The sequence below is a fragment of the Streptomyces olivaceus genome, from assembly GCF_000721235.1.
GTDB classification, from domain to species: domain Bacteria; phylum Actinomycetota; class Actinomycetes; order Streptomycetales; family Streptomycetaceae; genus Streptomyces; species Streptomyces olivaceus.
Window position 1 is genome coordinate 62,101 of sequence record NZ_JOFH01000003.1, and the last position, 13,008, is coordinate 75,108.

Annotated in this window: 12 protein-coding genes; 10 read left to right on the forward strand and 2 right to left on the reverse strand. The window is 69.4% G+C overall.

All coding sequences use genetic code 11. From position 1 onward, the window contains the following. Window positions 1-731: 731 nt before the first annotated feature. Both IG94_RS43325 and IG94_RS0104805 read left to right on the forward strand, forming a co-directional pair. The gene (locus IG94_RS43325; RefSeq protein WP_224221865.1) at window positions 732-2,051 is read left to right on the forward strand and encodes a tyrosine-type recombinase/integrase; all 1,320 of its coding nucleotides are present in this window, start codon (window positions 732-734) and stop codon (window positions 2,049-2,051) included. A gap of 1 nt (window position 2,052) precedes the next feature. Then, window positions 2,053-2,622 carry a DUF6262 family protein gene (locus IG94_RS0104805; RefSeq protein WP_224221866.1) on the forward strand — a complete coding sequence of 190 codons (570 nt, stop codon included), beginning with the start codon at window positions 2,053-2,055 and terminating at the stop codon, window positions 2,620-2,622. Window positions 2,623-2,817: 195 nt separating this feature from the next. On the opposite strand, the gene IG94_RS0104810 is transcribed toward IG94_RS0104805, so the two are convergent. Beyond that, window positions 2,818-3,447 carry a TetR/AcrR family transcriptional regulator gene (locus tag IG94_RS0104810; protein WP_043482944.1) on the reverse strand — a complete coding sequence of 210 codons (630 nt, stop codon included), beginning with the start codon at window positions 3,445-3,447 and terminating at the stop codon, window positions 2,818-2,820. A 209-nt stretch (window positions 3,448-3,656) separates the two neighbouring features. On the opposite strand from IG94_RS0104810, the gene IG94_RS0104815 reads away from it, so the two are divergent. The 6 genes from IG94_RS0104815 to IG94_RS0104840 all read left to right on the forward strand — a co-directional run bounded on the left by IG94_RS0104815 (window position 3,657) and on the right by IG94_RS0104840 (window position 9,766). Then, window positions 3,657-4,397 (forward strand): SDR family NAD(P)-dependent oxidoreductase, encoded by a 741-nt coding sequence (locus tag IG94_RS0104815; protein ID WP_308017091.1) that lies wholly within the window; start codon window positions 3,657-3,659, stop codon window positions 4,395-4,397. 18 nt (window positions 4,398-4,415) lie between these two features. After that, window positions 4,416-5,513, forward strand: coding sequence for an NAD(P)-dependent alcohol dehydrogenase (locus IG94_RS0104820; protein WP_031031520.1), 1,098 nt, complete (start codon window positions 4,416-4,418; stop codon window positions 5,511-5,513). 102 nt (window positions 5,514-5,615) lie between these two features. Beyond that, window positions 5,616-6,665 (forward strand): NAD(P)-dependent alcohol dehydrogenase, encoded by a 1,050-nt coding sequence (locus IG94_RS0104825; protein WP_031031522.1) that lies wholly within the window; start codon window positions 5,616-5,618, stop codon window positions 6,663-6,665. Window positions 6,666-6,700: 35 nt separating this feature from the next. After that, complete coding sequence (locus tag IG94_RS0104830) at window positions 6,701-7,222, forward strand: cupin domain-containing protein (protein ID WP_031031524.1); 522 nt, start codon at window positions 6,701-6,703, stop codon at window positions 7,220-7,222. A gap of 698 nt (window positions 7,223-7,920) precedes the next feature. Then, window positions 7,921-9,051, forward strand: a complete 1,131-nt coding sequence (locus IG94_RS0104835; RefSeq protein ID WP_031031526.1) for a lipid II:glycine glycyltransferase FemX — start codon at window positions 7,921-7,923, stop codon at window positions 9,049-9,051. 16 nt (window positions 9,052-9,067) lie between these two features. Further along, window positions 9,068-9,766, forward strand: a complete 699-nt coding sequence (locus IG94_RS0104840) for a type 1 glutamine amidotransferase (RefSeq protein WP_031031528.1) — start codon at window positions 9,068-9,070, stop codon at window positions 9,764-9,766. Between the two features lie 201 nt (window positions 9,767-9,967). On the opposite strand, the gene IG94_RS0104845 is transcribed toward IG94_RS0104840, so the two are convergent. Further along, window positions 9,968-11,182 carry a GDSL-type esterase/lipase family protein gene (locus IG94_RS0104845; protein WP_031031530.1) on the reverse strand — a complete coding sequence of 405 codons (1,215 nt, stop codon included), beginning with the start codon at window positions 11,180-11,182 and terminating at the stop codon, window positions 9,968-9,970. 235 nt (window positions 11,183-11,417) lie between these two features. Here IG94_RS0104845 and IG94_RS0104850 point away from each other — a divergent pair, with 235 nt between their 5' ends. Then, a complete protein-coding gene (locus IG94_RS0104850; RefSeq protein WP_031031531.1) occupies window positions 11,418-12,356 on the forward strand; it encodes a GlxA family transcriptional regulator in 939 nt (312 codons plus the stop codon). Between the two features lie 46 nt (window positions 12,357-12,402). Next, complete coding sequence (locus IG94_RS0104855; RefSeq protein WP_052410555.1) at window positions 12,403-12,993, forward strand: DUF488 domain-containing protein; 591 nt, start codon at window positions 12,403-12,405, stop codon at window positions 12,991-12,993. Window positions 12,994-13,008: the final 15 nt, after the last annotated feature.

The window sequence follows — 13,008 nt, forward strand, 5'->3', positions numbered from 1 at the left end:
GAGTGGGTCGACGCATTCGGCATTGAGCCGTTTCCCCAGCCTCCTGAGTGCTCAGTCGGCGGATGCCCGAACCGCCGCATCAGCGAAAAGAGCCCCATCTGCAACTATCACCAGCGGCGGTGGCTTGAGGCCGGTCATAAGGGAACCGCCAATACACCACAACTTCGCTGTTGGGCAGCGGAACAGCCTCCATTGCTGAACGCGGCCCAGTTCTCCCTCGTCCAGCTTCCGCCACCGCTTCGGCAGGAACTCGCCCACGGGATCCAGCAGCGAGACGAACTGGGCTCTACCATGCAGCCGTTCGCGATGCGGGCGATCGTCAATGCCGCATTGGCTACAGGGACAACGAGCCTGCTGCTGAACTCCGACGCCCTGACGAACAGGATGCGGACCACCAACGAGAAGTCGGTCCTGCGTCAGCTGACCTGGTCGGTGCACCAGGGACATGTCACCTTCAGCGGCCACGATCCGCGAGGCGAGGACCACTTCGACCCACGGGCGGCAGGACTGAAGGGCGCCACCCGCTCGGGTCGGCGCAGACAGTTCGGCAGCGTCGATCTGACGGTCATCCCCCAGCCGTGGTTGCGCCAGGTCCTGAAGCGACGGGCCGAGGCGGAAAAGCCCACCGGCCCGGCATTCAGAAGATGGCTCAGGGCCTGCGTCATCGCAGGTCACGGCATGAACAGACTTCCTGGCGGGGTCTCGACACCGCCACCTTGGACTTTGCACACATGCAGGCTGCGTTCGACGAGATCGCCGCATCGGTCGATCAGGATGGACGTCTCTACGGCGCCGGATATCGCGGTGATCTTTGGACCGCGTTCTGTCAGACGGTCGACTTCGGGCGCCTGGCCGACCTGCTCGACGCCCCCGGCTCATTCATGCGTCGCCCCTCCCAGCGCATCCCAGATGAAGACACCAACGAGGACGAGCTCGGCAAAGCGGTTCCGGAACACGTCATCCGCCAACTTGACACCCAACTCGTGTCGCTGGGAACCGGCGTCACCTACGGGATCATGGACCCCGCACACGTCCGAGCCATGTTCCAGACCGCCTACGTCGTGCTGCGAGACTCCGGCCGCCGCCCCTTGGAAGTTGTCTCCCTGCCCCGCAACTGCCTCGAACGCGAACGTGACGAAGTGTCCTTGATCTGGAACAACCACAAAGGCCGCCGCATGCGGCGGCGTCTGCCCATCACCTCATCCACGGTCGCTGCCATCGCGAAATGGCAGGCCCTTCGCGACACCCTGCCCGACACCCCGAGCGTCAGCGAGCCGTACCTGTTCCCGGCGATCACCTCCGTCGGCGGGTCGGACCACCTGATGAGCAACAACTTCAGTGCTGGCATGAGGGCTTGGGTGGACAACCTGGAAACGGTGAACAGTGACGCCATGGATGCCGAGGGCAATGTGATTCCCTTCGACCGGTCCCTGATCTATCCGTACGCGTTCCGACACTCCTTTGCCCAGCGGCATGCCGACGCCGGCACCCCGATCGACGTGCTCAGAGACCTCATGGACCACGACGATCCAAAAACAACCATGGGCTACTACCGGGTCTCACTGGAACGCAAGCGCAAGGCGGTTAAAACACTCAGCCTGATGGTCACCGACCGCAGCGGGACAGCGACCCCCTGCTCCTCGACCGCCTACGAACAACGGTCGGTCGCGGTGCCGTTCGGAGGCTGCACCGAACCGACCAACGTCAAAGCCGGCGGACACGCATGCCCGATCCGATTCCAATGTTCAGGCTGCGGGTTCTACCGCCCAGACCCTTCCTACCTGCCCGCGATCGAGGACCACGCCAACAGCCTGCGGGCCGACCGCGAGAAGGCTCGGGCGATGGACGCAGCCTGCTTCGTCATCGACAACCTCACCGCCCAGATCACCTCCTACGAAGATGTTGCGACGAAGATGCGTGAACGGATGGCGGCCTTGCCCGAGAACGAGCGGGCCGAGTTGGAGGACGCCGCCGCGGTGCTTCGCCGCGTCCGAGCCGGCGGCGAGCACAAGCTCCTCCCCCTGACCGTGGTCTCCAAGGCAGGACGGTGAGATGGCTGCCCGAACCCCCGCCGAAGTCCTCGCCGAGTCCCGGCGGAACACCAGCATCCTCAAACGCCAACGGGTGCTGGATACCATTCGCCTCATGTTGGACGACGGTGAACCGATCTCCTTCGCCGCCGTCGCTCGCGCCGCGAACGTGTCGACCTGGCTCGTCTATGCAGAGGGCGTCCGCGAGCACGTCCAGGCAGCCATTCAGCGGCAGGAACACACTCCCGTCACCGCAGCCGCCCAAGGTCGAAGAGCAGGAACCGCCAGCCTGCACGCCGACCTGGCCATGGCCCGCGAGGAGATCAAAGAACTTCGTGCGGAACGCGATCAGCTTCGGGGCGCCATACGGCAGCAGCTCGGACATCAGCTCGACCAGATCAGCAACAGGAAACTGACCGAACGGATCGCCGAACTCACAGAGGCCAACAGGAAGCTCGAACACGAGTTGGCCGAACTCCGGCCACTCACCGATCACGTCCAGGAGCTTGAGCGAGACCTGGCAGCGACCCGCACGAGCCTGCGACAGATGATCAAAGGCCGTGCGTCCGAGTTTTCCGGAGAGGGCTCGTAGCGGAACTCACGGGTGGTGCGTCCCGAACGGTACCGGAGCGGGCTCGGGTTCGTCCGGGCCTGAGGCTACCGAGGGCGGGGCTGACGCCGATCTGTTGGTGGAAGGATCGGTGCTCTGGCGGCTCGGATGCTGCAGAGCCTCGAAGGGCGCAGCACCGGTCTACGTTGAGTCCCTCACGCTGCTGACCTGAAACGCTCAGACTTCGGGGGCCCGTTGTGCGTCGCGCGCCAGAGTCCTGGCGATGGCTGCCGCGTGGGAGGCCACGTCGTCGATCGTCGGGTGGCGTCGACTGAGGAAGCCACTGCGCAGGAGCGTGGCGTAGCCGTGGGCCGCTGCGATCTGACGCTCCAGCAGTTCCAGTGCGTTGCGCGCGTCGCCGCGGGTGACTGCCAGGGCCGAGGGGAGCAGGGCGTCCATGACGCCGCGTCCGGCTTGCAGCAGTTCTTCGTCGCCGGCGTTCTGCAGTTCGGGGGCGAAGATGAGGTCCAGTCCTGAGCCGTTCTTGGCGGCGAAGCGCGTGTAGGCAGCCGCGGACACCGCTGCGGCCTCGACCGGATCGACCGTCCCGCCCTCGTTGCGCGGCAACTCCTCCTGGGCGTGCAGCATCTGCGCGGTGAGGGAACCAGCCGCGGAGACGGCGCAGGCGATCAGCAGGGCCTGCTTGCTGGCGAAGTGGCGGTAGGGCGCCGCCGTGCTCACACCCGCCCGACGGGCGACCTCTGCCACTGACAGTGCAGCGATGCCCTGCTCGGCGATCAGCTCCAGCGCGGTCGAGACCAGCACGGCCTTCAGGTCGCCGTGGTGGTAGGTGCTGCGCTTCGGCATGTTTTCCCTCCCTCCTTCACTCAATGTAAGAAAGATCTTACATGGCGCAGCAGCGATCCCGAACGCCCCCATCATCCACCGGTCGGATCGTTTGACTTACTGCTAGAGCCCTCTTACATTGAAGAAAGTAAGAGCCCTCACACATTGGGTGTGAGCAGCGACTATGCCTTCAGGAGGGCAGACCTATGACCAGCAAATTGGAGTCCACTGTGGCGCTCGTCACCGGTGCCAGCAGCGGTATCGGCCGGGCGACAGCACTGAGGCTTGCGGAGGAAGGCGCAACCGTCGCGCTCGTCGCCCGCCGCAAGGACCGGGTGGAGGAGCTGGCCAGTCTCGTCGCCGAGCAGGGCGGCAAGGCGCTGGTGATCTCGGCCGACGTCACCGACGCGGACGCCGCCGCTGCTGCGGTGCGCGAGGTCGTTGATGGCCTCGGCCGCCTCGACATCCTCGTGAACGCCGCGGGCGTCATGCTCAACGGTGACTCTCTGCGGGCCCGCATTGAAGAGTGGGACCAGATGGTCGACGTGAACGTCAAGGGCGTGATGTACGTCGTGAAGGCAGCTCTGCCGCATCTTCTGGAGGCGGCGAAGAGCGCGGACCGCGAGGTCGCCGACGTGATCAACATCAGCTCCGTGGCCGGACGCGCCGCGGCGCCGACGGTCGCGATCTACAACGCCACCAAGTTCGGCGTCACTGCGGCCACCGAGGCCTGGCGCCAGGAGTACGCGGCCCACAACCTGCGCTTCTCAGTCATCGAACCGGGCGCGGTGGACACCGAGCTGTTCGGCCACCAGCAGGGACACGCGCAGGAGGCGGAGAACCAGCGCTTCGACGGCGTCGAGAAGCTTCACCCCGAGGACATCGCCGACGCTGTCGCCTACATCGCCACCAGCCCGCGCCGACGGGCCATCAACGAGATCGTGATCCGCCCTACCGACCAGGGCTTCTGACCCGCGAGGAGATGCGCCATGTCAGTGCAGACGCAAGCCGCCGTGATCCGGGGCGCGGGCGTCATCGAGCTGGAGGACATCCTCATCGAGGACCCCAGGCCGGACGAGGTCCTCGTCCGCGTGGAGTCCTCCGGCATCTGCCGCACCGATCTGGAAATCCTTGAGGGCACGCTGAAGTTCCCGGTGCCATTCGTGGCCGGTCACGAAGGGGCCGGCACGGTGGTGGCGGTCGGATCCGACGTCACGACCGTCGAGCCCGGGGACACGGTCGCGCTGGGCGCGGCAGCATGCGGCACCTGCCCGCACTGCCGTACGGGCGCATATCCCTACTGCGACAACCACGTGGCGATGAACTTCACCGGGACGCGCCTGGACGGCGGCACGGGACTCCGCGGCCGCAGCGGCGAGATCATGCACGGGCATTTCATGCGCCAGTCCTCGTGGGCCGGCTTGGCGCTGGCACACACCAGTAACACGGTCAAGGTGCCCTCGGATGTCGATCGCACCGTGCTGGGGCCCTTCGGCTGCGGAATCCAGACCGGAGCCGGGGCCGTGTGGAACACCCTGGCCGTCGAACCGGGCAGCACCGTCGCCGTCTTCGGGCTCGGCGCGGTCGGCCAGGCGGCCATCATGGCGGCCAAGGTCTCCGGCGCCACCACCATCATCGCCATCGGCAACCGGCAGCCCAAACTCGACCTCGCCCTGAAGCTGGGGGCTACGCACGCCTTCAGCGCACGGGACGGCGACGTTGCCGACCTCGTCCGCGAGGTGACCGACGGCGGCGTGCAGTACACGGTGGAGGCCGCCGGGAAGACCGACGTCATGACCACAGCAGTGGAGGTCCTGGCCGAAACGGGACACGCCGCGATCACCGGCGTCGCCGCGAACGAGTCCTTCCCTCTCGATGCGTGGAAGGTGATCCGCGGCCGCACCGTGCACGGCACGACACTCGGCGATGTCGCACCGTCAGTGATCCTGCCCCGCCTGGTCGACCTCTACCGGCAAGGCGCCTTCCCCGCCGACCGGCTCATGACGCACTACGCCCTTAAAGACATCCACCAGGCCATCGTCGACGTCGACAACGGCACCGCTGTCAAGGCCGTGCTGCACCCCTGAAACGGCAGCCCGACCGCCCCGCCGGCACCCCGCGCCCAGCCCCGGCGAAGCGCCCCTGCCTCTCCCTCTCACCTTCACTGAAGCACCCAGGAGGAATTCGCCATGCCCACCACCACTGCGGCCTATGCCGCCCCTTCCACCGGCGCCAAGCTGGAACCCTTCACCATCTCCCGTCGTGACGTCCGTGGCGCCGATGTAAGCATCGACATCAAGTACACCGGTGTCTGCCACACCGACCTCCTGCAGACCTCCGACGGGTGGGGCCCCGGCCTGTACCCCATGGTCCCCGGGCACGAGATCACCGGCGTGGTCACCGAGGTCGGCCCGCAAGTGACGAAGTTCGCCGTCGGCGACCGCGTCGGCGTCGGCACCTACATCGACTCCTGCGGCCAGTGCGCGCCCTGCCGAGCCGGTCTCGAGGTGTACTGCGAGAAGGGCTGCACGCCCACCTACAACGCCAAGGACAAGGACGGTGAGACCACCCAAGGCGGCTACTCCAAGGAAATCGTCGTCGACGAACGTTACGTGCTCCGCATCCCCGACAGCCTGCCCCTCGACGCATCCGCACCCCTGCTCTGCGCGGGCATCACCACCTACTCCCCCCTCGCGCACTGGAACGCGGGACCCGGCAAGAAGGTCGCGATCCTCGGCATGGGCGGATTGGGCCACATCGCCATCCAGCTCGCCCACGCCATGGGCGCCGAAGTCACCGTCCTCTCCCGCACCCTCAGCAAGAAGGAGGACGGCCTGACGCTGGGCGCCGACCACTACTACGCCACCGAGGACCCCGAAACCTTCGCGCAGCTGGCCGGCACGTTCGACCTCATCCTGTGCACGATCTCCGGCGCCCTCCACTTCGACCAGTACCTCAACCTCCTCAAGCTGGACGGCACCCTCATCAACGTCGGCGCGCCCGACAACGACATCACGATGAACAACTGGGCCCTCATCCCCGCACGGCGTTCCTACGCCGCCTCCTCGACAGGCGGGATGCCGGAGACGCAGCAGATGCTCGACTTCTGCGCCGAGCACCAGATCAAGGCCCAGATCGAAACCATCGAAATGCAAGACATCAACGACGCCTTCGAGCGGCTGGACCGGTCCCAGGTCCGCTACCGCTTCGTGATCGACATGACGAAGTTCCAGGCCTGAGATCCAGTACCGCTCGCTCGCAGAGGAACACGTCAATGACCGTTGCAGAATCACTTCCTGACAAGAACGATCCCGTCTGGACGGCAGCGAACGGATTCGTCATACGCGCCGACGAGGGCGTGGTCAAGCGTCTGGGGCACGAACGCATCACCGTCAAGGCGACAGGCGACCGCACTGACGGCGCGTTCGCCTTCATGGACGGCACCGTCGAGCCCAGCCACGGCAACTCCCCGCACGTGCACACAAAAGAGAACGAGGCCTTCTACGTACTGTCTGGCGAGTTCGAGTTCATCAACGTCGATCAGAAATTCGTCGCAGGCCCCGGCGACTTCATCTACATACCCAAAGGAACTCGCCACGGCTTCCGCAACTCGGGCGCGGAGCCCGCACGTCTGCTCGTCTTCTACACCCCAGCAGGACCCGAGTCCTTCTTCCTGCAGAACGGGCAGGAGGAAGGCGCTGCAATCCCTCTGACGCGAGAGTTCTACGACGGTGTGGTAGACCAGATGGCCGCACACAACATAGTACTTCTGCCCAGCGACAACGACTGGACATAGGGCCTCAGGCACCGAGCCCGGGATGCGACCGGTCGTGACGACCCCGATCGGGGGCCGATGGACCGGCTTGCCCCGGGCTCACGTGCGTCTCCCACGCCAGATCCACCAATGGAGGTAGAGAGCGGCCCCAGCAGATGTCCTCACGCTGCGGGGCGAGCCGGGCCGCACTGATACCGCCCTCGCGGCCAACTCCGGCGCCTACAGCGCCGGCATTGCGGCTGGCGCCGCACTCGGGGCACTGGTCGGCACTGGTCCTGCCGCTCGCCGGGGTGCGAGGCACCTTCCTCGCCAGCGGGCTGCTGACCGTCGCAGCCTGCGCAGTACTACTCAGTGGTCGGCTGCTACTTGGGAGCCTGCTCCTACGCTCCCGGTGCTCGGTTGACGACCTGCGTTGACGGGACTGACCTTACGTCCCTTACCCAGTCATGCTCGTCTGACCTGGGAAGATAGGCGCGAGATCTAGATAAGCACCGAGACCAGCCCGAAGGTGATCACACCTGTCCAGATCGCCCGTGCCATGGCCGTCCGCTCCGTCCGTCCTGCCCGCACCGTCCCGGCCTGCCACGCTGCCACCCGTTCCCCGGCCGCGCCCGCCGGGCGCGGCACCCGGGTGGGCCGTCGGGCGGCGGCGCGCGCTCCGGCCTCGCTCGTTGTTCCCTGTGAAGCGAACGGCACCGAACCACAGAGGGGCACCGCCCATGAGCTGTCATCTGAAGCCGATCAGCCGCGAGGAGCACCTGCGCTTCGTCGCGGCCCGGTCCTCCGTGAGTCATCTGCAGACCCCCGCGTGGGGCGACGTGAAACCCGAGTGGCGGGCGGAGAGCCTGGGCTGGTTCGACGAGGACGGTGACCTGGTGGGGGCCGGCCTCGTGCTGCTGCGGCCGCTGCCGGGGCTGAAGCGGTACCTGGCCTATCTTCCCGAGGGCCCGGTCATCGACTGGGGCGCGGAGGACCTGGAGGACCGGCTGCGGCCCCTGCTGGCACATCTGAAGCGGCGGGGCGCGTTCTCGGTGCGGATGGGCCCGCCGGTGGTGGCACGGCGCTGGAGCGCGGAGGCCGTCAAAGCGGCCGTCGCCGACCCGGGGGCGCACCGGCTCGGCGACGTGCCGGCCACCGCCCGGGAGGCCGGGGCGGACGACGTCGCCGAGCGGCTGCGCCGGATGGGCTGGCGGCGCACCGAGCCGGGCGGCGAGGACGGCTTCGCCGCGGGCCAGCCGCGCCACGTGTGCCAGGTGCCGCTCGCCGGCCGGTCACTGGAGGAGGTCCGGGGCGGCTTCAACCAGCAGTGGCGTCGCAACATCAAGAAGGCCGAGAAGGCGGGCGTCAAGGTCGTCCGCGGCGGCCCCGAGGATCTCGGCACGTTCTACGGGCTGTACGTGGAGACCGCCGAACGGGACCGGTTCGTCCCGCGGCCCCTCGCCTACTTCCGGCGCATGTGGACCGCGCTGACGGCCGAGGACCCGGACCGGATGCGTCTCTACCTCGCCCATCACGACGGGGAGGTGCTCGCCGCGGCCACGATGCTGACCGTGGGCGACCACGTCTGGTACTCCTACGGCGCCTCGACCGCCCGGCGGCGCGAGGTCCAGCCGGGCAACGCCCTGCAGTGGCGGATGATGTGCGACGCCCACGAACGGGGCGCGGCCGTCTACGACTTCCGGGGCATCACCGACACCCTCGACGAGGACAACCGGCTGCTGGGGCTGCTCCGGTTCAAGACCGGCGCGGGGGGCGAGGCCGTCGAGTACCTCGGGGAGTGGGATTATGCGCTGAACAGGGTGCTGCACAGGGCGCTGCGGTTCTGTCTGGCGCGGCGCCGACGGACATGAGGCAAGGGGTGGCTGGGTGTCGCGGGTGCTGGTGGTGCAGAACCACGCGGGCGGCGGTCCGGGGCGGTTCGGTGCGTGGCTGGCCTCGGAGGGGGTGTCGCTGGACGTCCTGCACGCGTACGCCGGTGCGCCGTTCCCCAGACGCACCGCGTACGACGGTGTGCTGGTGCTCGGCGGCGGCTACCTGCCCGACGACGACGCGCGCGCTCCCTGGCTGGCCCCGACCCGCGCGCTGGTCGCCGGCGCGGTGGAACGGGGCACGCCGGTGTTCGGAATCTGCCTCGGCGGGCAGCTCCTCGCCCGGGTCGCGGGCGGCACGGTCCGGGGCGAGCACGGTGCGCCGGAGTTCGGCAGTACGCCGCTGAGCCTGCGTCCCGAGGCCGGGGACGATCCGCTGTTCCGGGACCTGCCGGAGCGGGTGACGGCCGTCGAGCACCACGTGGACGCCGTCACCGCCCTGCCGCCCGGCGCGGCCTGGCTGATGACGAGCGAACGCTGTCCATACCAGGCGTTCCGGGTGGGCGAGCGGGCGTGGGGTGTGCAGTTCCATCCCGAGGCGGGCGCGGACCGGTTGCGGTCCTGGGACGCGGAGCGGCTCCGGGCCAGAGGGCTGGACCCGGTGGAACTGGCCGACCGGGCGGCACGCGACGAGCCGGCGGCCGAGGCGGTCTGGCGACGGGTAGCCCGGCGCTTCGCCGCCGTCGTCAGCGGCTGACACCCGGCCTGCGAACACCCCGCCGTCGTGAGCGGCTGACGCTCAAGCCCGCGGACACCCCGCCGTCGTCAGCGGCCGACGCTCAACCCGCGGACGCCCCGCCGCCGTCAGCGGCCGACGCTCAAGCCCGCGGACACCCCGCCGCCGTCAGCAGCCGACGCTCAAGCCCGCGGACACCCCGCCGCCGTCAGCAGCCGACGCTCAAGGCGCGGACGCGCCGTCGTCGTCACCGGTTGCGGCTCGGTCCGCGAACGCGCCGCCGTCCGTGAAGGCCCGTGCGGCGAAGCGTTCGCCGATACGGCGGTGGGTGGCCGCGTCCGGGTGGATGTCGTCGGGCAGCGGCAGTTCGACGGCGTCGCTCTCCCCGTACAGCTCGCGGCCGTCGAGGTAGTGGAGGTTCGGGTCGTCGGCCGCCCGCTGCGCCACGATCCGGGCCAGCTCGTTCCGGATGACGTTGAGGGTGAGCTTCCCGGCCGCCGTCTCCGCCGGGTCGCCCGTGGCCACGAACCGCATCCGCCCCTCGGCGGCACCGCTGAAGTCGGGCATCAGCGGTCCCGGGGTGTCCTCGTGGACGGGGCACAGGATCGGCGCGACGACCAGCAGCGGGGCCGTGGGGTGGCCGTCGCGGAGAGTGTCGAGGAAGCCGTGCACGGCGGGGCCGAAGGCACGCAGGCGCATGAGGTCGGCGTTGACCACGTTGATGCCGATCTTGACGCTGATCAGGTCGGCCGGTGTGTCGCGCATGGCCCGGGCGGTGAACGGGTCGAGCAGGGCGCTGCCGCCCAGGCCCAGGTTGACGAGTTCGACGCCGCCGAGGGAGGCGGCGAGGGCGGGCCAGGTGGTGGTGGGGCTCGCGGCGTCGGAGCCGTGGCTGATGGAGCTGCCGTGGTGCAGCCAGATCCTGCGGCCGGGGTCCGGCGTGGGACCGACAGGGGCGTCGGTGCGCAGGGCGACGAGTTCGGTGGTCTCGTTGTGCGGCAGCCAGATCTCGATGTCCTTGCTGCCCTCCGGCAGGCCGGCGAAGCGGACGGTGCCGACCGGTCCCTCCGCCAGGTCCGCGGTGCCGGCGGCCATGTCGACGGTGAGGACGCGCCCGCCCGCGACACTGCCCTGTCCCGCCGGGCGGCCGTCGACGAGGAGGTCGTAGACGCCGTCCGGGCGGGGCGGGGCACCGGTGTAGACGCGCTTGGTGGGCAGGGTGTCCAGTTCGACGACGGTGGCCCGGGTGCGCAGGGCCAGGCGTACGCCGGAGGGCTGGGACTCGGCCATGGCGAGCTGCCCGTCGGTGTTCTGGGCGCGGGCCCCGGCCGGCAGCCGGTGCGGCAGCACACCGTGCTCGGTGCGCTCCAGGTCGAGGGCTCCGCGCAGGAGGTCCCGGGTCAGGGGCGTGGTGATCCAGTCGTCCGTGGTGTGCATGTCGCCTCCGGGGTGGGGTGCGCTCCGCTGGGACCGCGATTCCTTCACCGATTATGAGCTTACCTAATCGAATTAGGCAAACGTGATCGCGCGAGGCGGAAGACGCATGGCAGGAGTGCCATGTTCCAACGGGAAAACGCCATGGCGACGATCACTCTCGCGACCTGCGGTTCAATGGGACGCCAGGTGTCCGGACCCACGGCCGCCGTCCCCCGCGAGGAGGTACCTTCCGGCCATGCACACCGTCGCCGTACTCGCCCTGGACCGGGTGATCCCGTTCGACCTGTCCACCCCGATCGAGGTCTTCAGCCGCACCCGGCTCCCCGACGGCCGGCCCGGCTACCAGATCCGCGTGTGCGCCGAGCGGTCCGAGGTCGACGCGGGCGCGTTCACCCTGCGCGCGCCCTGGGGACTGGAGGGGCTGCGGGACGCGGACACGATCGTCGTGCCCGGTACGGCCACCCCCGCCGACCCGCTCTCCCCCGCCGTCCGCGACGCGCTGCGCACGGCAGCCGCCGACGGCACGCGTATCGCGTCCATCTGCGCGGGCACCTTCCCGCTGGCCGCCACCGGACTGCTCGACGGGTTGCGGGCCACCACCCACTGGCTCGCCGCCGAGGCGCTCGCCGGCGCCCACCCGGACGTCGAGGTGGACCCGGACGTGCTCTACGTCGACAACGGGCAACTCCTCACCTCGGCCGGCGCCGCCGCGGGACTGGACCTGTGCCTGCACATGATCCGGCGGGACTACGGTTCGGCGGTCGCCGCCCACGCCGCCCGGCTGTCGGTCATGCCGCTGGAACGCGAGGGCGGCCAGGCCCAGTTCATCGTCCACGACTACCCGCCCGCGCCCCAGGGCTCGGCCCTGGAGCCCCTGCTCACCTGGCTGCGCGACAACCTGGCCCGCGACCTCGCCCTCGCCGACATCGCCGCCCACGCCGGGATGAGCACCCGGACGCTGATCCGTCGCTTCCGGGAGCAGACCGGCAGCACGCCGCTGCAGTGGCTGCACCGGGCCCGGGTACGCCAGGCGCAGCACCTGCTGGAGACGACCCAGCACTCGGTGGAGCGCATCGCCGGCCAGGTCGGGTTCGGCTCGCCCACCGCCTTCCGCGAGCGTTTCAAGCGCACCACCGGAGTCAGCCCGCAGACCTACCGGCGCACGTTCGCCTGAGGCAGACAGGAGGCATGAGCGCGGGCAGCGGGGGGACCTGACCCCCATGTCCCAGCCGCACCTGGTCACCTTCGGGCACGGCACGGCGGGCCGCTCGGAGCTGGCCGCATTGCTGCGAGACGCCGGCGTCGCCGCCGTGGCCGACGTGCGGACCGCCCCCGGCAGCCGCCGCGACCCCGACCTGCTGCGGGAGCGGCTGGCACGGTGGCTGCCCGAGGAACGGCTCGGCTACCGGTGGGAGCGCCGTCTGGGCGGCTTCCGCAAGCCGGCCCCGGACTCGCCGGACGTGGTCTGGCGCAACGCGTCCTTCCGCGGCTACGCCGCGCACACCCGCACCCCGGAGTTCGTCGCCGCCATGGACGAACTGCTCGCGCAGGCGGCACGGGAACGCTCGGCGGTCATGTGCGGCGAGGCCGTGTGGTGGCGGTGCCACCGGCGCCTGATCGCCGACTTCGCCGTGCTGGCCCGTGACACCCCCGTGGACCACCTCATGCACGACGGCCGCCTGACGCCCCACTCCCCCACGCCGGGAGCACGGCTGCGCCCGGACGGCCTGCTCGTCTACGACGACGAGCGGGCGGCGGCCGAGGCGGCCGCGTCCTCGGCGTCGAGGCGGTCGCAGCGTGCAGCACGGTGACGAAGACGGCCGGGT